Origin of the sequence: Klenkia soli (assembly GCF_900103975.1) — a bacterium.
Classification (GTDB): Bacteria; Actinomycetota; Actinomycetes; order Mycobacteriales; family Geodermatophilaceae; genus Klenkia; species Klenkia soli.
Genome location: NZ_FNIR01000010.1, coordinates 184001 through 203015, shown reverse-complemented (window position 1 = coordinate 203015; position 19015 = coordinate 184001). Strand labels below are relative to the sequence as shown.

General features: G+C 74.2%; 17 protein-coding genes. 8 read left to right on the top strand and 9 right to left on the bottom strand.

The features are described 5' to 3' along the window. The first annotated feature begins 59 nt into the window (after positions 1-59). The 3 genes from BLS67_RS16535 to cydC are packed head-to-tail and all read left to right on the top strand — an operon-like array spanning position 60 to position 5981. On the top strand, positions 60-1616 hold the full coding sequence (locus tag BLS67_RS16535; protein WP_242654138.1) for a cytochrome ubiquinol oxidase subunit I: 1557 nt from the start codon (positions 60-62) through the stop codon (positions 1614-1616). A gap of 10 nt (positions 1617-1626) precedes the next feature. Then, positions 1627-2631 (top strand): cytochrome d ubiquinol oxidase subunit II, encoded by a 1005-nt coding sequence (gene cydB, locus BLS67_RS16530; RefSeq protein WP_091247183.1) that lies wholly within the window; start codon positions 1627-1629, stop codon positions 2629-2631. Continuing rightward, positions 2628-5981, top strand: a complete 3354-nt coding sequence (cydC, locus tag BLS67_RS16525) for a thiol reductant ABC exporter subunit CydC (RefSeq protein WP_091247181.1) — start codon at positions 2628-2630, stop codon at positions 5979-5981. The genes cydB and cydC overlap by 4 nt, the downstream gene beginning before the upstream one ends. A gap of 57 nt (positions 5982-6038) precedes the next feature. On the opposite strand, the gene BLS67_RS16520 is transcribed toward cydC, so the two are convergent. Continuing rightward, positions 6039-6521: a nucleotidyl cyclase domain-containing protein gene (locus BLS67_RS16520; RefSeq protein WP_091247180.1), complete on the bottom strand. Its 483-nt coding sequence runs from the start codon at positions 6519-6521 to the stop codon at positions 6039-6041. Positions 6522-6660: 139 nt separating this feature from the next. On the opposite strand from BLS67_RS16520, the gene BLS67_RS16515 reads away from it, so the two are divergent. After that, positions 6661-7212, top strand: coding sequence for a dihydrofolate reductase family protein (locus tag BLS67_RS16515; RefSeq protein WP_091247263.1), 552 nt, complete (start codon positions 6661-6663; stop codon positions 7210-7212). Positions 7213-7220: 8 nt separating this feature from the next. Then, positions 7221-8084 (top strand): NAD-dependent epimerase/dehydratase family protein, encoded by an 864-nt coding sequence (locus BLS67_RS16510; protein ID WP_091247178.1) that lies wholly within the window; start codon positions 7221-7223, stop codon positions 8082-8084. A gap of 4 nt (positions 8085-8088) precedes the next feature. On the opposite strand, the gene BLS67_RS16505 is transcribed toward BLS67_RS16510, so the two are convergent. Together BLS67_RS16505 and BLS67_RS16500 are read right to left on the bottom strand one after the other, a co-directional pair. Continuing rightward, positions 8089-8709, bottom strand: a complete 621-nt coding sequence (locus BLS67_RS16505) for a hypothetical protein (RefSeq protein ID WP_242654137.1) — start codon at positions 8707-8709, stop codon at positions 8089-8091. A gap of 9 nt (positions 8710-8718) precedes the next feature. After that, positions 8719-8985: a helix-turn-helix domain-containing protein gene (locus BLS67_RS16500; protein ID WP_091247176.1), complete on the bottom strand. Its 267-nt coding sequence runs from the start codon at positions 8983-8985 to the stop codon at positions 8719-8721. A gap of 35 nt (positions 8986-9020) precedes the next feature. On the opposite strand from BLS67_RS16500, the gene map reads away from it, so the two are divergent. Together map and BLS67_RS16490 are read left to right on the top strand one after the other, a co-directional pair. Continuing rightward, entirely contained in the window at positions 9021-9797 is a 777-nt protein-coding gene (gene map / locus BLS67_RS16495; RefSeq protein ID WP_091247260.1) for a type I methionyl aminopeptidase, read from the top strand. A 20-nt stretch (positions 9798-9817) separates the two neighbouring features. Beyond that, the gene (locus tag BLS67_RS16490) at positions 9818-10141 is read left to right on the top strand and encodes a hypothetical protein (protein WP_091247258.1); all 324 of its coding nucleotides are present in this window, start codon (positions 9818-9820) and stop codon (positions 10139-10141) included. Between the two features lie 49 nt (positions 10142-10190). On the opposite strand, the gene BLS67_RS16485 is transcribed toward BLS67_RS16490, so the two are convergent. The 5 genes from BLS67_RS16485 to BLS67_RS16465 form a co-directional block, all read right to left on the bottom strand. Then, positions 10191-10688 carry a hypothetical protein gene (locus BLS67_RS16485; RefSeq protein WP_091247174.1) on the bottom strand — a complete coding sequence of 166 codons (498 nt, stop codon included), beginning with the start codon at positions 10686-10688 and terminating at the stop codon, positions 10191-10193. A 12-nt stretch (positions 10689-10700) separates the two neighbouring features. Further along, entirely contained in the window at positions 10701-11429 is a 729-nt protein-coding gene (eutC, locus tag BLS67_RS16480; protein WP_091247171.1) for an ethanolamine ammonia-lyase subunit EutC, read from the bottom strand. Continuing rightward, the gene (locus BLS67_RS16475) at positions 11426-12838 is read right to left on the bottom strand and encodes an ethanolamine ammonia-lyase subunit EutB (RefSeq protein WP_091247169.1); all 1413 of its coding nucleotides are present in this window, start codon (positions 12836-12838) and stop codon (positions 11426-11428) included. Before BLS67_RS16475 ends, eutC begins: the two co-directional genes overlap by 4 nt. Then, complete coding sequence (eat, locus tag BLS67_RS16470) at positions 12835-14253, bottom strand: ethanolamine permease (protein ID WP_242654136.1); 1419 nt, start codon at positions 14251-14253, stop codon at positions 12835-12837. The genes BLS67_RS16475 and eat overlap by 4 nt, the downstream gene beginning before the upstream one ends. Positions 14254-14413: 160 nt before the next feature. Continuing rightward, a complete protein-coding gene (locus BLS67_RS16465) occupies positions 14414-15505 on the bottom strand; it encodes a carboxylate-amine ligase (protein WP_091247166.1) in 1092 nt (363 codons plus the stop codon). A 91-nt stretch (positions 15506-15596) separates the two neighbouring features. Here BLS67_RS16465 and BLS67_RS16460 point away from each other — a divergent pair, with 91 nt between their 5' ends. Then, positions 15597-16856: a M18 family aminopeptidase gene (locus BLS67_RS16460; protein WP_242654135.1), complete on the top strand. Its 1260-nt coding sequence runs from the start codon at positions 15597-15599 to the stop codon at positions 16854-16856. Between the two features lie 212 nt (positions 16857-17068). On the opposite strand, the gene BLS67_RS25000 is transcribed toward BLS67_RS16460, so the two are convergent. Then, entirely contained in the window at positions 17069-18694 is a 1626-nt protein-coding gene (locus BLS67_RS25000) for a zinc-ribbon domain-containing protein (protein ID WP_423221512.1), read from the bottom strand. Between the last annotated feature and the right edge of the window lie 321 nt (positions 18695-19015).

The window sequence follows — 19015 nt, the reverse complement described above, 5'->3', positions numbered from 1 at the left end:
CATGGCGTAGAAAGAAGTCGACCGATCGTACGACAGGCAGAGAGGCCGCCACGGTGGACGTGCTCGAGATCGCTCGCTGGCAGTTCGGCATCACGACCGTCTACCACTTCCTGATGGTCCCGCTGACCATCGGCCTGGGGCTGCTGGTCGCCGTCATGCACACCATGTGGGTGCGCACCGGCCGGGCCGAGTGGCTGCGGATGACCCGGTTCTGGGGCCGCATCTTCCTGATCAACTTCGTGCTCGGCGTGGCCACCGGGCTGGTGCAGGAGTTCCAGTTCGGCCTGGCCTGGAGCGAGTACTCGCGCTTCGTCGGCGACGTGTTCGGCTCGGTCCTCGCGCTGGAGGCCCTGCTGGCCTTCTTCCTGGAGTCCACGTTCCTGGGTCTGTGGATCTTCGGCTGGGGCCGGATCCCGAAGAAGCTGCACCTGGCCACCATCTGGGCCGCGGTCGTCGGCTCGGCGATCAGCGCCTACTTCATCATCGCGGCGAACTCGTGGATGCAGCACCCGGTCGGCGTCGTCCTCGACACCTCGAGCGGTGAGCCCCGCGCCCGCCAGGTCGACTTCGTCGCCGTCCTGACCAACAACACCGCGCTGGCGGCCTTCAGCCACGCGATGGTCGCCTCGCTCATGGTCGCCGGCGGGCTGCTGGTGGGCATCGGCCTGTGGCACCTGCGCAAGCGGAAGCTGGCGGACAAGAGCACCGAGGACGTCGACCACGCCGTGTGGCGCCGGTCGGTGCGGGTCGGCGGCTACGTCTCGCTGGCCGCCTTCGTGCTCGTGGCTCTGACCGGCGACTGGCAGGGCAAGCTCATGTACCAGCAGCAGCCGCTGAAGATGAGCTCGGCCGAGGCGCTGTGCGAGACCGAGGCCCCGGCGTCCTTCTCGATCTTCGCCTTCAACAAGCTGGGCTCGAACGAGTGCGACGACGTGCACTCCTTCACCATCCCGTACATCCTCAGCTTCCTCGCGCACAGCGACTTCTCCTCGCCCGTGCCCGGGGTGAACCAGCTGCAGGAGGAGTACGCGCAGGCCTACGGGGCCACCTACCCCGATGACCCGAGCTACGGGGACAAGGCCGGTCAGCCGATCGACTACACGCCGGTCCTGGCCGTCACCTACTGGGGCTTCCGGCTCATGATCGGCATGGGCGCGCTGTCGGCCGGGGTGGCCGCCTACGCCCTCTGGTCGACCAGGAAGGGCCGGGTGCCGACCTCGCGGATCGGGGTCTACGGCTCCCTGCTGGCCGTCGGCGCCCCGTTCGTGGGCAACGCCGCCGGCTGGGTCTTCACCGAGATGGGCCGCCAGCCCTTCGTGGTCTACCCGAACCCCGACGTCCCCCGGGCCGATCAGGTCTACTTCTTCACCGCCCAGGCGGTCTCCCCGGGCATCACCGCGACCGAGGTCTGGACGTCGCTGATCTCCCTCGCCGTGCTCTACGGCGTGCTGGCGGTGATCGAGGTCGGCCTGATCGTCCGGTTCGCCCGCCGCGGCATCACCGAGGGCGACACCACGCCGACCCCGGGCATCGGCGGCGGCACGAAGGACGACGACGACCGGCCACCCCGCGCGGACGACGACGCCAGCGACGACGTCCTCCAGTTCGCGTACTGAGGAGCGAGACATGGATCTGCAGACCCTCTGGTTCGTCGCCGTCGCCGTGCTCTGGACCGGCTTCCTGCTCCTCGAGGGCTTCGACTTCGGCGTCGCCGGGCTGCTCCCGGTGCTGGGCCGGGAGCCCGCCGACCGGAAGCTGATGCTGCGCACCATCGGCCCGCTGTGGGACGGCAACGAGGTCTGGCTGGTGACCGCCGTCGGCGCCACCTTCGCGGCCTTCCCCGGCTGGTACGCCACCTGGCTGCCGGCGATGTACCTGCCGTTCGTGCTGGTGCTGGTCGGGCTGATCGTGCGGGCGGTGGCCTTCGAGTGGCGGCACTCCAGCCACGACGAGCGCTGGGACGCCGCCTGGACCCGGGTCATCACCACCGGCTCGTTCATCGCCGCCGGGGGCCTCGGCGCCGCTCTCGGGGCGACCACGCTGGGTCTGCCGGTCGGCGAGGGCGGGATCCGCGTGGGCGGGGCGTTCTCCGGCTGGTCGTGGCCGGCGCTGCTGGGCGCCGTCGCGGTGCTCGCCTACTCGCTGGTGCACGGCGCGGTGTTCCTCTCGATGAAGACCGAGGGCGAGCTGCGGCACCGGGCGCGGGCGTTCGCGCAGCGCTGGGCGCCGCTGGCCGCGCTGCCGCTGCTGGGCTGGGCCGGACTGGTCTGGGCGCGGTACGGCGGGCTGCCCACCGGGATCACCCTGGTGGTCGCGGCGGGGGCCGTCGTCCTCACCTGGGCGCGGCTGGCCGCCGGGCGCGAGGGGCAGGCGTTCACCGCCTGGGCCGTCGTGCTGCTGGCCTCGATGGCCACCGTGTTCGGCGCGGTGTTCCCGGTCGTGCTGCCCTCGACGATCGACCCGGCCTTCGACGTCCTGGTCACCGGCGCCTCGGTCAGCGACTACACGCTCACCGTGATGACCTGGGTCGCCGGGTTCGGCCTCCCGGTCGTGCTGGGCTACCAGGCCTGGACCTACTGGGTGTTCCGGAAGCGGCTCACCGCCGAGCCCGAGCACGCCACCGTCTCGTGAGCCGCGGCCCGCTCGCCCCGCTGGACGGCGTCCCCGGCGTCACCGGGGCCGTCGTCCGGGCCGCGGCCGTCGCCCTGGTGCAGACCGCGGGCCTGGTCGGGCTGGCCGCGGGGCTGGCGCACGGCATCGCCGCGGTGGTCGACGGCCGCTCGCCGCTGGCCGCGCTCGCCCTGGCCGCGGTTGGTGCGCTGGTGCGGGCCGGCGCCGGAACGGTGGGGGCCAGGCTGGCCGCCCGCGACGCCCGGCGCAGCGAGGACGAGCTGCGCACCGCCCTGCTGGACCGGCTGACCGCCTCCCCCGCCGCGGTCGAGACCGCCGGGGGCACCGGGCCGGCCGCGGTGCTGGCCACCACCCGGTTGCACGACCTGGCCCCGGCGCTGGCCACCTACCTGCCCGCGTTCGCGCAGACCGTCGTCGTCCCCCCGGTCCTGCTGGTCGTGCTGGCCGGCACCGACCTGCTCTCGGCCGTGCTGGTCGCGGTCACCCTGCCGCTGGTGCCGGTGTTCATGGTGCTGGTCGGCAAGTACACCGCCGACCGCACCGTGGACGCCGCGCGCGCGCTGGACCGGATCGCCGGCCACGTCGCCGAGCTGGTCCGCGGACTGCCGGTGCTCACCGGGCTCGGCCGGGCGGCCGACCAGACCGCCGCGCTGGCCCGGCTCGGCGAGGACCACCGCCGGAGGACGACGGCGACGCTGCGGCTGGCCTTCCTCTCGGCCCTGGTGCTCGAGCTGATCGCCACCCTCTCGGTCGCCCTGGTCGCGGTGACCGTGGGCCTGCGGCTGGTCGAGGGCCACCTGGGTCTGGCCGTGGGGCTGACCGCGCTGCTGCTGGCCCCCGAGGCGTTCGCCCCCCTGCGCGCGCTGGGCTCGGCCTACCACGCCAACGCCGACGCCGGTCAGGCCGCGGCGGAGGCCCGCGCGGTGCTGGCCGCCCCCGACGTCGTCCCCGCTCCCGGCACCCCGGCCGACGACCCGCGCGGGGCCCGGGTGGTGCTCGACGGGCTCGCGGTCGCCCACCCCGGCCGGACGACGCCCGCGCTGGCGCCGACCTCGGCCACCCTGCAGCCCGGCGAGCTGGTCGCGCTCACCGGCGCCTCGGGCTCGGGAAAGTCGACGCTGCTGGCCGCGCTGGCCGGCACCCTGCCCACCTCCGCCCACGTGCGGGGTTCCGCCACCGGGGTGCCCGGCCGGGTCGCCGTCCTCCCGCAGCACCCCCGCACGCTGGGCGACACGGTCGCCGACGAGCTGCGCCTCCACGCCGGCATCGACCCCGCCGACCCGCTGGACGCCGTCGTGGCCGAGGGTCTGGTCGTCGACGCGCTGACCCGGGTCGGCGCGACGGACCTCGCCGGGCGCCGGTGCAGCACCCTGTCCCCCGGCGAGCTGCAGCGGGTGGCGCTGGCCCGGGCGATGGTCCGGGTCCGCCGGGGCGCCGAGCTGCTGCTGCTCGACGAGCCCACGGCCCACCTGGACGACGCCGCCACCGCCCGGGTCGCCGCCGTCCTGGCCGACCTGCGCGGGTCGGTGACGACGGTGTTGGTCACCCACGACCCGGCCCTCGCCGCCCTCGCCGACCGCGCGGTGGTGCTCACCGCGCCCGCGGCCACTGCTCCGGCCGCCGCACCCGCACCCGCACCCCCGCCCCCGCCCACCGGCGGCAAAGGATCCTTCGCACCCCCTCATCCGCTCGATGTGGGGGGTGGAGGTTCCTTTGCCTCCGGAACCGGCGGCGGGGTGGGGTGGTCGCGGGTGGCCGCGGCGCGGGCGGTCGGCGCCGGCAGCGTGACGACGCTGGCCGGGGTCGCGCTGACCGGGCTGTCGGGCTGGCTGGTGGTGCGGGCCGCCGAGATGCCGCCGGTGCTCACCCTGCTGGTGGCCATCGTCGGCGTGCGCGGGTTCGGGCTGCTCCGCGCGCTGGCCCGGTGGGCCGAGCGGCTGGCCGCCCACGACACCGCCCTGCGGCTGGCTGCCGACACCCGCGTGCGCGTCTGGCGGGCGCTGGCCCGCCAGGGCATCGCCGCCGAGCGGACGCCGGGGACGGCGCTGGCCCGCGTGGTGGGCGACGTCTCGCTCCTGCAGGACCTCTCCGTGCGGGTGCTGACCCCGCCCGCGGTGGCCGCCACGACGGTGCTGGTCGGCTGCGGGGTGCTGGCCCTGCTCTCCCCGGCCGCCGCGGCGGGCGTGCTGGCGGTGCTGCTGGCCACGGCGGCCGCGGTCGCCCTGCTGCACCGCCGGGTGGACGCCGGGGCGGCCGCCACCGAGTCGGCGTTGCGGGTCGCCGCGCTGCAGGAGACCAGCACGCTGCTCGAGGGCGCCGCCGACCTGCGCGCGCACGGGCTGGCCACCGCGGCGGGCGACCGGGTGCAGGCGCTGACCACAGCCCAGGGGACGGCGGCGGCCGGCGCGGTCCGCAGCCAGGCGTGGGCCGACGGCGCGGTGTCGCTGGGCACCGGGCTGGCCGCGGTGGTCGCCGCCGCGCTGGCCTGGTCGTCCGGGGTGTCCGGACCGGTGCTGGCCGTGCTGGCGCTGGCACCGCTGGCCTTCGCCGAACCGCTGACCGGCTGGGTCGGGTCGCTGCAACGACGGGGTGCCTGGGACGACGCCCGCCGCCGGGTGGACGCCGTCCTCACCGCCCCGGTGGCTGCCGACCCGACGCAGCCGGCCGCCGTCCCCGCGCCGGTGGACCGGCTGGACGCCGAGGACCTCGTGGCCGGCTGGCCCGGTGGCCCCGACGTGCTGCGCGGGGTGTCGCTGGCCGCGGACCGCACCGGCTGGCTGGTCGTCCGCGGGCCGTCGGGCGTGGGCAAGTCGACGCTGCTGGCCGTGCTCCTGGCCTCGCTGCGGCCGCGCGCCGGGCGCTACGCGGTGGCCGGGGTGCCCGCCGACGACCTCACGGGGGACGACGTCCGCGGCGCGATGGCCTGGCTGCCGCAGGAGGCGCACGTGTTCGCGTCGTCGATCCGGGCGAACCTGGCGCTGGCCGGGCCGCGCGGCGCGATCGGCGAGGAGGCCATGCTGGCGGCGCTGACCGCCTGCGGACTCGGACCGCTGGTCGCGGGCCTGCCCGAGGGGTTGGACACCCCGGTCGGGGCCGGCGGCACCGCGCTGTCCGGCGGTGAGCGCCGGCGGTTGGCCGCCGCCCGGGCCCTGCTGGCCGACCGGGACGTCGTGCTGCTGGACGAGCCGACCGCGCACCTGGACCGGCCGACGGCCGACGAGCTGGTCGCCGACCTGCGCGGCGCGCTGGCCGGGCGGGTGGTGGTCTGCGTGACCCACGACGACCGCGTCACCGGCCCTGACGACACAACCCTCACCCTCGATACGAGGGTGAGGGTCGGCGTCGCGTGAGCCCGTCGGCACCGGGGGTGGGGGAACACCCCGGTGCCGACGGAGTTCGGGGGCCGCTCAGCGCGTCCCGGAGTAGCGGACGACGCCGTTGGGACCGCGGTGCCGGGCGGCGTCCAGGCAGAGGACGGCGCGGCGCTCGACCTCGTGGGCGGTGAGCCCGGGCTCGAGCACGGCGACGCCGGCGCAGGCGTGGAGGCCGGTGACGGCGCCGGTGACGACCCCGGTCAGCCGGGCGGCGACGGCGTCGGCGGCGGTCGGGCTGCCGTTCACGACCACGGCGAACTCGGTGTGGTCCTCGCGGGCCAGCCAGTCGTCGTCGCGGAGCGCACCGGCCAGCAGGGCGGTGACGGTGGTGAGGGCACCCGAGGCCAGCGGCCAGCCGGTGTCCTTGCGGAGGAGGCCGACGACCACGAGGCAGGCCGGCTGCTCGGCCGCCGTCGCGAGGCGCTCCTCGATGCGGTGGTGCAGCGCGGTCGGGCCGGGCAGCAGCGCGGCGTCGAGGGACTGGGCCGTGCCGGCGGGGGTGGTCAGGGTCGTCATGCCCCGGTGATCGGCACCGGACCGGGATGGGTTGTGCCCGATCCATCTCGTCTCCCCCTTCGGGGTGGACCCCGTCCGCCCCCGCGCATGGTCCGGCTGCGGACGGGAAGTGTCGGAGGTCCGTGCCAGGGTGCCGGGCATGACCTTCACCGGGCACGTGTTCCTGGGCATGAGCGTCGACGGCTTCATCGCGCGGCCCGACGACGGCCTCGACTTCCTGGAGTCCTCCGACGGCTCGGGCGAGGCCGGCGACGCCGGGTTCACCCCGTTCGTCGAGTCGGTCGACGCCCTGCTCATGGGCCGGGGCACCTACCGGGTGATCGCCCCGCACGCGGAGTGGCCCTACCAGGGCAAGCCGGTGCACGTGGTCAGCTCCACCCTCGACCCCACCGCCGATCCGCGCATCACCGTGCACCGCACGCTCGACGAGGCGGTGGCCGCGCTCGACGCCGCCGGGTACGCCCGGGTCTACGTCGACGGCGGGGCCACGGTGCGGGCGGTGCTGGCCCGGGGCCTGGTGCAGACCCTCACCCTCAGCCGGGTCCCGGTGCTGATCGGCGAGGGGTTCAGCCTGTTCGGCGCGCTACCGGCCGACGTCCCGCTGGAGCACGTCTCCACCGAGGTGCTGGGCGGCGGCATGGTGCAGACGACCTACCGGGTGCGGGAATCGTCCCGGCCCGCAACGACTTGACCCGGCACATGGACGTCTTCCTCACCGGTGGTACCGGACTCGTCGGCTCCTCCGTGCTCGCGGCCCTGCTGGCCGACGGGCACACCGTGCGGGCACTGGCCCGCAGCGACTCCTCCGCCGCGGCCGTCGAGGCCGCCGGCGCGACCGCCGTGCGCGGCGACCTCACCGACGCCGAGCTGCTGGCCCGCGAGGCGCTGGCCGCCGACGGCATCATCCACACCGCCTCCCCCGGCGACGCCACCAGCGCCGACGTCGACACCGCGTTCCTCGACGCCGTGCTCGGTGCGATCTCCGGCAGCGGCAAGCCCTACCTGCACACCGGCGGCGTCTGGGTGCACGGCTCGGGCACCGTCGACGAGGAGACCCCCCGCGACGCCCCCGAGCTCACCGCGTGGCGCGCGCCGCTCGACGAGCGGGTGACCTCCGGCCGCGACGGCGTCCGCGGCGTCCTGGTCGAGCCCGGCATCGTCTACGCGGTGCAGGAGGGTCAGATCGCCGGCATCACCGGGGCGGTCCTGGGCGGCCCCACCGACGACGACGGCGCGGTGCTGCTGCCCGGCAGCGGCCAGCAGCACTGGACCACCGTGCACGCCGCCGACCTGGGCCGGCTCTACGCCCTCGCCCTCGTGCACGGCGGGGCCGGCAGCACCTACCTGGGCGTGAACGGCCACAACCCGACGGTCGCCGAGATCGCCGAGGCGGCCGGGGTGCGCGCGGTCGGCACCTCCGACGCCGACACCACGCAGCGGCTGGGCGCCTTCGGCGGCGCGCTGCTGCTCGACCAGCAGGCCACCGGCGAGAAGGCCCGCCGCGAGCTGGGCTGGACCCCGACGGAGCAGACCCTGACCGAGACCCTGGCCGCGCTGCGCTGACCGGTCAGGCGGCCGGCACGTCCACGGCGACCTCGGGGCCCAGGCGGGCGTCGACGAGCTCGAGCCGGTCGCCGGACCAGAAGCTGCCCGGGTCGTAGGAGTTCAGCGGCCGGTCGTCGGGCAGCAGGCCCATGGCGGTGTAGGTGGCGGCGACCAGCTCGGCGCAGAACACCGTCTCGGCGTCGGTCCGGCGGTCGACCAGGCCGTTGGCGAACCCGCGGATCAGCCCACGGGTGGTCGGGAAGGGCCGGCCGTCCAGCCGCGCGACGGTGGTCATCACGGCGTCCTCCATGGCCGGGGTGACCCCGCCGTCGTCGGCCGGCCCCACCAGCTGGCGCAGCCAGGCCCGCTGCCTGTACTTCTGCCGCCACACCAGGACGGCGTCGCGCAGGTCGTGCAGCTGCACCCCGCGCTGGTGGGTTCCGGTCCAGGCGTCGGGCAGCGACCGGCCCAGCTCGGCGTGCCAGAGCAGCGGCGGCAGGTCGTCGAGCACCACGGCCATGCCGACGTGGTTGACCGGGGCGTTGGTCAGCGTCTGGATGGCCCGGTCGGCGACCGAGGCGCCGCGGAACAGCCAGACGTCGCCGGTGCGGGTCAGGTCGACGGCGGCGTCCAGGGTCAGCACCGGGCCAACCTAGCTGGCCAGGGACGCCCCGACCGGCCCGGCGACCTCGGCCCAGACCGCGTCCAGCGAGAGCTCGAGCACCCCGGCGACGGCGGCGACGGTGCTGAACGCCGGGGTGGCCACGCGCCCGGACTCGATCTTGCGCAGGGTCTCGGGCGAGATGCCGGCGGCCAGCGCGGTGTCGAGCATCGACCGCTCGCCCCGGGCCCGGCGCAGCACCGCGCCCAGCCGGCGCCCGCGCTCGATCTCGTCGGGGGTGAGCGGCAACCTGACCATGACCGGGATACTAGTACCGGGATAACATGACCGGCGTGATCGAGATCCTCTCCCCCGCCCAGGTGGCCCGCGCCCGCGACACCGGGGCGCTGGTGGCCGACGTCCTGCAGTCGCTGCGCGAGCGCGCGACCGTGGGCACCAACCTGCTCGAGATCGACACCTGGGCGAAGGAGATCATCCTCGGCGCCGGGGCCACCTCCTGCTACGTGGACTACGCGCCCTCCTTCGGCCGGGGGCCGTTCGGGCACTACATCTGCACCTCGGTCAACGACGGCGTGCTGCACGGGCTCCCCCACGACTACGCCCTGGCCGACGGCGACCTGCTCAGCCTCGACCTCGCCGTCGTCCTGGGCGGGGTGGCGGCGGACTCCGCGATCAGCTTCGTGGTCGGCGAGAGCCGCTCGGCCGAGAGCGTGCGGCTGATCGAGACCACCGAGAAGGCCCTGGCCACCGCGATCGCCACCGCCGGGCCCGGGGTCAAGCTGGGCGACATCTCCGCGGCGATCGGCGCGGTGCTGACCGGCGCGGGGTACCCGGTGAACACCGAGTTCGGCGGGCACGGCATCGGCTCGACCATGCACCAGGACCCGCACGTGCCCAACGCCGGCCGCGCCGGACGCGGCTACAAGCTGCGCCCGGGCCTGATGCTGGCGCTGGAGCCCTGGGTCATGGTCGACACCGACGAGCTGGTCACCGACGACGACGGCTGGACCCTGCGCAGCGCCACCGGCTGCCGCACGGCCCACAGCGAGCACACGGTTGCGATCACCGAGGACGGCGTCGAGGTGCTCACCCTGCCCTCGGGGCGCTGAGCCCCGCTACCGTGCCCGGCATGCGTCTGGCCACGGTGGGGAAGCTGCTCGGGGTCGCCGGCCTGGCGGGGGTGGCGGCCACCGGAGCGGTGCTGGCGCGGGACGAGCGGCAGCGCCGCGCCTACACGCCCGACGACGTCCGGGCCCGCCTGCACGCCCGCGCCGAGGCCGCCACCACCGCCGAGCAGTTCGCCCGGCAGCACGGCGAGCCGACCCCGGAGCTGGTGGCGGTGCCTGCCGAGCGGGGCGCCGGGCTCTGGTTCATCCCCCGGGCCACCACCCTGCGCGGCCGGCTCGCCCAGCGGGTCCGCCAGCTCCGACTCGGTCCGTCGAGCGGCGCCTGAGGGTTCGTCCCCGACCGTTCTCGAACCACAGGACGCCACTCGCCGACCCTCAGCCGCCCGAGAGGGTGCGGGCGCGGGCGGCGTCGAAGCTCCAGTCGGCGGGCAGGTCCCACTCGCCGTCCCAGTCGTCGAGCTCCTCGACGGGGAGGTCGAGCCCGGTCTCGCGCTCGTCGACGGTGCTGCCGTGCACGAACCAGGCCGTGCTGGCGAACTCGGCCTCGCAGGTGGTCACGGCGTGGGCCACGACGGCCGGGTGCTCCGCGGTCAGCGTGGCGAACGCGGTGGTCGGCGGCGCCCAGGGGGTGTCCACCCGGTAGACCAGCCGGTCGCCGAGGTCGGTGAGCCCGCCCGGCGGCAGCTCGGGGCGTCCGCAGCCCCACAGCGCGGTGGCCCGGTCGTGGTCCCAGGCGTCGAGGTCCATGCCGGTGGGCACGGCCGCCTCCAGCGAGAAGGGCGCCGAGGGGCCGGCGACGCGGGCGCGGAAGGCCTCCAGCGCCGCGCGGTCGGCCGACCAGACGGTCAGCGTGGTGGTCGCGTTCGTCGACATCGGCCCATCCTGTCAACCGGCGCCGGGTGGCAGCGCCGTCCCCTCGTCCTTGAGCACCACGCCCGACGCGCCCAGTTCGCGCGAGGCCAGCAGCAGGCCGGCGAGGGTGTCGGCGGCCTGCGCGTAGCCCAGGCCGTGCGGGGGACGGACGTTGGAGATGCAGTTGCGCTCGCTGTCGGCCCGGCCGGTGCGGGGTCCGAAGGTCAGGTAGAGGCCGAGGCTGTCGGCCGACGAGAGCCCGGGCCGCTCGCCGATGAGGACGACGACGATGCGCGCCCCCAGCGCCTCCCCCACCGGGTCGCCCAGCGCCACCCGCGCCTGCGTGGCCACCACCAGCGGGGCCACCGACCAGCCGGTCAGCCGCTCCAGGACCGCGGTCACGGTGCCGGCGGCGTGCTCCTCGACCGCCCGCGGCGAGAGCCCGTCGGCGACCACCAGCGCCAGGTCGTGCTCGCCCCCCGGCAGTTCCGTGCCCTCGGCCAGCTGCCGCCCGAGGTCGGGTCGCTGCAGGTAGGTGGCCCGGTCCGGCGCCGCGGAGGCGACCTCCAGCACGTCGAGGCCCGTCGTCCCGAGCGCCGCCACCACCGAGGCGGTGTCCAGCGGCGAGTGCACGGCGTCCCGGGCGGCGGCGTGCGCGGCACGGAACTCCAGCAGCCGCGCCGTCGGCAGCCCGTCCCCGGCCCGGCCCAGCGCGACCCGCGCCCGGGTCGCGGCGCGGAGCGTGTCGAAGGCGTCGCTCACCGCGCGGCCGCCAGCAGCGCGCGGGCCTGCGGGGCGTCGGCGGTCAGCTCGCGGACCCGACCCGAGGCGTCGACCAGGTCCATCTTCTGCAGCCAGGCCTCGAACTCCGGCGCGGGCTTCAGGTCGAGCACCTGGCGGGCGGTGAGGACGTCCTGGAAGGACAGCGACTGGTAGTGCAGCATCACGTCGTCCGACCCCGGGACGGCGATGACGAACGAGCAGCCGGCCGCCCCCAGCAGCAGGGTCAACGTGTCGGTGTCGTCGGGGTCGACGTCGGTGTGGTTGGTGTAGCAGACGTCCACGCCCATGGGCAGGCCGAGCAGCTTGCCGCAGAAGTGGTCCTCCAACCCGGCCCGGATGACCTGCTTGGCGTCGTACAGGTACTCCGGCCCGATGAAGCCGACGACGGTGTTCACCAGCAGCGGGTCGTAGTGCCGGGCCACGCCGTAGGCGCGGCACTCGAGGGTCTGCTGGTCCACCGGCGCCCCGCCGACGCCGAGGTGCGCCCCGGCCGACAGCGCCGAGCCCTGGCCGGTCTCGAAGTAGCTGACGTTGTCCCCGACCGTGCCGCGCCGGAGCTCCCGGGTCGCCGCCACGGCCTCGTCGAGGAGCGCCAGCGTCACCCCGAAGCCCTCGTTGCCGCCCTGGGTGCCGGCCACCGACTGGAACACCAGGTCCACCGGGGCGCCCTGCTCCAGCGCCCGCAGCGTCGTCGTCACGTGGGCCAGCACGCAGGACTGCGTGGGGATCTCGTACCGGCTGATCACCGCGTCGATGAGCTCCAGCAGCGCGATGGTCTGCGCCGGGGAGTCGGTGGCCGGGTTGATGCCGATGACGGCGTCGCCGCTGCCGTGCAGCAGGCCGTCCAGCAGGGAGGCCGTGACGCCGACCGCGTCGTCCGTGGGGTGGTTGGGCTGCAGCCGCGAGGCCAGACGACCGGGCAGGCCGAGGGTGGAGCGGAACCCGGTGACCACCCGCGCCCGCCGGCCGACCGCGACCAGGTCGGCGTTGCGCATCAGCTTGGACACCGCGGCCGCAATCTCGGGCGTGAGCCCGCGGGCGAGCCCGGAGATCGCGGCCTCGTCCCCGGCCGCGGCACGGGCGAGCAGCCACTCGCGGAACTCCCCGACCGTGTGCGAGCGCACCGGCGCGAGGGCGTCGGCGTCCAGGGTGTCGAGGACGAGGCGGGTGACGTCGTCCTCCTCGTAGCCGACCACCTGCTCGTCGAGGAACGTGGTCAGCGGCAGGTCGGCGAGCACCGTCTGCGCGGCGACCCGCTCGGCCTCCGACGTCGCCGCGCACCCGGCGAGGACGTCGCCGGAGCGGGCGGGGGTGGCCTTCGCCATGACCTCGACCAGCGACGGGAACTCGTACGTGTGGCCGGCCAGCGTCGCCCGGCGCGCGGTCATCGGACGTCGTCCGCGGCTGCGGCCAGTGCCGCAAACTCCTCCTCCGGCGCCGAGGCGACCAGGTGGTGCCGGCTGTAGAGGGCGAAGTAGGCGATGAAGAGGCCGAACGCGACCAGCGTCAGGCCGGCGGCCAGCGGGTCGACCAGGAAGGTGGCCAGCACCGCGAGGACGGCGAGCACGAGGGCGATGGTCGTCGTGGTGGTGCCGCCCGGCGTCCGGTAGGGGCGCTCGAGGTCGGGCTCGCGGCGGCGCAGCACGATGTGGCTGACCATCATCAGCACGTACGAGACGGCCGCGCCGAACACCGCCATGTTGAGCAGGGTCGCGCCCTGGCCGGTGAGGGTGAGCAGGAAGCCGACGATCCCCGGCACGACCAGTGCCAGCACCGGAGCCTTGCGGCTGTTGGTCACCGACAGCGACTTCGGCAGGTAGCCGGCGCGGGAGAGCGCGAAGGTCTGCCGGCTGTAGGCGTAGACGATCGAGAAGAAGCTGGCGACCAGCCCGACCAGACCCATGTAGTTCACGACCGTCTGCAGGGTGCCGGGCTGCAGGCCGTCGACCGGCGGGTTGGCCGACTCGCTGATCACCTGCGCGCCCCCGGCACCGGTGGTGAAGACCAGCATGAGGATCGCCAGGGTGGCCAGCACGGCCATGGCGGCCACGATGCCCTTGGGCATGGAGCGGGCGGGGTCCTTGGCCTCCTCGGCGGCCAGCGGCACGCACTCGACGGCGAGGAAGAACCAGATGCCGAACGGGAACGCCGCCCAGATGCCGAGCAGGCCGAAGGGCAGCCAGTCCGAGGCGCCGGCGGCGCCGGTGGGCACGATGTCGGTCAGGTTGGCGGCGTCGAAGTTCGGGATGGCGCCGATCAGGAAGAGCACGAGGCCGACGACGGCGACCGCGGCGATGGCCATCATGACCTTGAGCGCCTCGCCGACGCCCATGAGGTGGATCCCGATGAACAAGGCGTAGACCGCGAGGTAGACCCACCAGCCGTCGGTGATGCCGAACAGGCCGAGCGACTCGACGTAGCCGCCGATGAAGGTGGCGATGGCGGCCGGGGCGATGGCGTACTCGATGAGGACGGCGACGCCGGTGGCGTAGCCGCCCCAGGGTCCGAGCGCGCGCCGGGCGAAGGTGTAGCCGCCGCCCGCGGTCGGCAGCGCCGAGCCCAGCTCGGCGAGCCCGAAGACCATCGCGGCGTACATGATGCCCATGAGGACCGTGGCGATCAGCAGTCCGCCGAACCCGCCCTGGGCCAGGCCGAAGTTCCAGCCGGCGTAGTCGCCGGAGATGACGGCGGCGACGCCGAGGCCGGCCAGCAGCGTCCAGCCGGCGGTGCCACCGCGCAGCTGGCGCTTGGCCAGGTAGTCGCTGGTCCCGGTCTCGGGTGGGGCGGTGGGTTCAGCGGTCACAGCAGGCCTCCGGGGTCGGGTGGCGCTCACTGTGGCCCTGCTGTGTTGCGGGGGCAATGCCCGCGCGTTGCGGTGGATCTTTCCCGCGCAGGATGGTCCGCCCTGCTGGGGGATGGTCCGCCGCCTGCCGCGGACCATCCCCCACCACGCCGGACCTCGCTCAGCCCGCGGTGCCGCCGAGCTCGAGCAGGTCGCGGACGACGGCACCCGGGTCGCCGGTGCGGGCCAGCACCTGGCGTTGCCGGACGGCGGAGGTGCCCCGGGCCAGCAGCTGGTCGGTCAGCCCCCGGACCTCATCCAGGTCGCCGCGGGCGTCGAGGTCCTCGGCGACCAGGGCCAGCAGCGCATCGACGGCCGCGCGGGCGGGCACCAGCTCGGCGGTGACCGGGTCGAGCAGCTCGCCGGTCAACCCCGCGCGGGCCGCCTTCCAGCGCGCAGCGCGCAGCACCTCGGGCCGGACGACTGGGGCGGGCGCCTCGTCGCGGGCCAGCACGGCCACCAGCGAGCGGCAGAGGGCGGCGTGCAGGACGACGTCGTCCAGGTCGGTGCAGACGTCACCCATGCGGAACTCGACGGTGGGCACGTGGGTGGAGGGCCGCAGGTCCCAGTACAGCTGCGAGCCGTCGGGGACCATGCCGCTGGCGACGAGCGAGGCGACGACGGCGCGGTAGCCGGCGGCGTCCCCCAGGGCTTCGGGCGGTCCGGAGACCGGCCAGCGGGACCACCAGAGGGTGCGCCAGGAGTCGTAGCCGGTGTCGGCGCCGTCGTGGAACGGGGAGCTGCCGGTCATCGCGAGCAGCAGCGGCAGCCAGGGCCGGGCGCGGTCCATGACGTGGACGGCGGTGTTCAGGTCGTCGACGCCGACGTGCACGTGGGTGCCGCAGATGTCCTGGCCGGTGGCCAGGCCCGCCCAGCGCTGCACCATCACGCGGTAGCGCGGGGCGTCGGTGAGGACGAGGTCCTCCGGCGCGGCCGAGGGGTGCGTGGAGGCGGCCAGCACGGTCAGCCCGGCGGCCTGGGCGGCGGCGACGGCCTCGCGCCGGGTGGCCAGGAGCTCGGCGCGGACCTCGGCGAGGGTGGTGCAGACGCCGGTGGCGGTCTCGAGCTGGGTCTGGCTGATCTCGGGCTGCACGTGCGGCCCGGCCTGGCCCATCACCGCGGCGGCGGCCACCTGCTGGCTCGCCACCAGGGCCCCGGTGGCGGGGTCGACGAGGTGGAACTCCTCCTCGACGCCGAGGGTGGTTGCGGTCATGCGGGAGCTCCGTCGGTCGGGCGGGTGGGGGCGGCTCAGCGTGCGGGCGGGGGTGGCCGGGGAACGGTACGGGGTGGGCCAGACTGCTGGTGTGGACCTCTCCCTCGGTGACGACCTCCGCGCGTTCGTGGACGCCTCCCCCTCCCCCTCGCACGCGGCGGCGGAGATCGCCCGCCGGCTGGAGGCAGGCGGGTTCCGTCGGCTGGCCGAGACCGCGGTGTGGGACCTGTCCCCCGGCGACGCGGTGTTCACGGTGCGCGGGGCCAGCGTGGTGGCGGTGCGGGTGGGTTCGGACCCGGTGGCCGAGGCCGGGCTGCGGATCATCGGCGCGCACACCGACTCCCCCACCTTCCGCGTGCGCCCGCGGTACGACGTCCGGCAGGCCGGCTACCGCCTCGTCGGCGTCGAGCCCTACGGCGGCGGGTTGTGGCACACCTGGCTGGACCGCGAGCTGACCGTCGCGGGTCGCCTCGCGCTCCGCGGTGGGACGACGGTGCTCGCGAAGCTGCCCGGCGCACCGCTGCGACTGCCGTCGCTGGCGATCCACCTCGACCGATCGGTCCGCGAGGGGCTGACCCTGGACCCGCAGCGGCACCTGCAGCCGGTGTGGGGGTCGGAGCTGTCGACGGAGCCTGGCCTCCTGCAGGCACTGGCCTCGACCGCCGGGGTGGACGCGGCGGACATCGTGGGCCACGACCTGGTGCTGGCCGACACGCAGCCGGCCGCGCGGGCGGGGGTCGACGGCACGTGGATCGCGGCGCCGCGGCTGGACGACCTGGCCTGCTGCCACTCGGGTCTGCTGGCGCTGCTGGGCGTCTCCGCGGAGACGCGGCACACCCAGGTGCTGGTGTGCAACGACCACGAGGAGGTCGGTTCGGGCTCGGCGTCGGGGGCGCGCGGGTCGTTCCTGGAGGACGTCATTTCTCGCCTGGCCGGCTCGGAGCCGCAGGCGTTCGCGCGGACGATTGCGGCGTCGAAGCTGGTGAGCGCGGACATGGCGCACGCGGTGCACCCGACCCGGTCGGAGCGGCACGAGCCGTCGCACCAGCCGGTGCTGGGGGGCGGGCCGGTGCTCAAGCTGAACGCCAACCAGGCCTACGCGACCGATGCGGTGTCAGGTGGCTGGTTCACTGAGCGCTGCCAGGAGGCCGGGGTGCCGGTGCAGCACTTCGTCTCCCGCGCCGACCTGCCCTGCGGCTCGACCATCGGCCCGCTGACGGCCACACGGCTCGGGCTGTCGACGGTCGATGTCGGCGCGCCCCAGCTGGCCATGCACTCGGTGCGTGAACTCTGCTCCGCCGTCGACGTGCCCCTCATGAAGGCGGCCTTCGTCAGCTGCCTACGAGGATGACGAAACCCGGAGGCCGCTCGACCAGGGTGCAGCGAGCACCGTCGCGCCATTCCGTGGACCAGAAGGGGAACCCGACGAGACCGGCTTGCCCCATCACCGTTCTGCGCCATCCTGAACCAGGAGGGTGCACGTGATCGACATGATTCGCCAGCGACCGACGGACCGCCTGTCGGTATCGACTCAGCCCGCGGAATCGTGACACACGTGTGGCGTCAACGGCGCGTCGCCCCCCTTCGCCGAATGCTCCAGCAGCGGGGACACCCCGACCCGTTCCTCGCCCGGTTCTTGACTGTTGCGAGCCACTGAAAATCGCAGGCGGAGCAGCACCACCACTGGATCTTCGAGTATCCCCCGCTGATGTCGGCTGGGTTCCGTTGCAGAGCCCCACTCAGTTCGCCGTGCAGTCCGGCGACGTCTTCGGGGCGCATGAGCTCGGCCGACAGGTCCGCGTGGGTGGTCAGCAGACAATTGCGAGCGTTGACGGCGCGACCTGAACAATATTGGCACCCACCGCCGGCCGCCCGTTCGCGGGGTGGACGGCTGAACCTGTCTCCTCGCTCGCAGATCCACCACGCACTCCGGGAGGTGCTCGCGGTGACGTTCCAGGCCGTCAGATCTCCATTCGCCTTCCCGTCCCACTCCGCTGCGAGGTGGGGATGAGTCATCGCAAGCGACCGACTCCCGAGGTTTCGGCGACTCCCGTCAGCAAGCAGTGCATTCGCGACTGAATCCCCGACTGGGGTCTGACCGGACAGATACTCGTCGACCGGCAGGATGAGGTCTGCCGGTAACCACGCCCGCTCCCTCAGCCGTCGCAGCACTTCCACTGCAGCCTGGTGTGCTGTACCCCCGTTGACGACGGCCACGTCGTCAGGATGCAGAGCACGGAGCGGTTGCTCGCGGACGCGAATCAACCGGTATCCGGCCGCCCGTATGGCGGCCGACTTCTTGCGGTCCTGAGCCCCTCGACCTCGGTGCCAGTACGCACCGTCGAACTCGACGATCAGCTGCAGCTCACGGGCCACGCTCGTCTCGACAACCGGCCCAGCTGAACGGTGGAGGGATATCAGGATGTCAACCTCGCCCAGGGCTCTGGAACACCGTTCCAGAGACAGGTTGTGCTGAATTGCGACAGCACCGAGGTAGGGCTCCAGCAGAACGAACAGCTCCGAGAAGATCCTGGTCTCGATGTTCGAGCGGTGCGCATGGTGACATCTCGGGCACTGCGTCGACTGACCTGTGCGCAGAGCCACCGACGTTCGCCAGTCGTGCCCCCGGCGACAGCGCCACCACACGATGCGCGGTGTTCCACAGGTTACGTCGTGCGGGGTGAGCGGGTGGTTCAGCGTCGGGTGCCACGACTCCGCCACGAGCGGGAAACGTGTCGCCAGACAGGTAGCGGGCGTGACCATCTTCCCGGCACACGCCGGACATCCAGACCGCCGTCGATTGGCTGGAGATGCCGGGTAACTCGGATGGTCCAAACCCGCCGGGCAATGCCACCAGCACTTCTTGTTGGAGGTGGCGGGGACGGCGGTCGGTGTCAGTGGGTGATTGGCCCCGAGGTCGAACTCGGGTACCAGCTCAGGACGCTTGTCCGCCAGCGACATCCCGGACTTCGGTGCATCGCGCCGGTCCAGAGAACACCTTCTGCAACCATGACCTGGGCCGTACCTTCGAAACCCGGCCACGCGGCTGAGGACCATCACGTCCTGTCCCCGGGTGCCGCAGTCCGGACACATCCAGGACGCCACACGTCTGCTGTTCGCGTGAATGCGAGTCGGCTTCACGCCGCCGTTGCGTTCCTCATCCCAATGCCGGGCTACGTCCGGAGCCACCTCCTGGAGCGACCGGCCAGGACCCGGCCGCCGACCCACGCCGTCCCGCACGTGCGCCAGCGCCTCCTTGTTTCGCGATGGAGCACCACCTGCTTCAGTGCTGCGCGCCTCCAACCCGTTGTCGGTCACATCCTCATCATGTCCCGGGCCGCCGACGCGAGGTCTTTCCTCTCCAACGTGGCCACGTCACGACGACGGCTCCCGTCTGGTGTGGGAGGTCCCCACCCATAGAGGTTGTCTGCGCGACGAGGCGATCTGCCACATCGATGGCAGGGACGTCTGAGACCCAGTGCACACCTCTGGGCCCACGACTGCCGATGA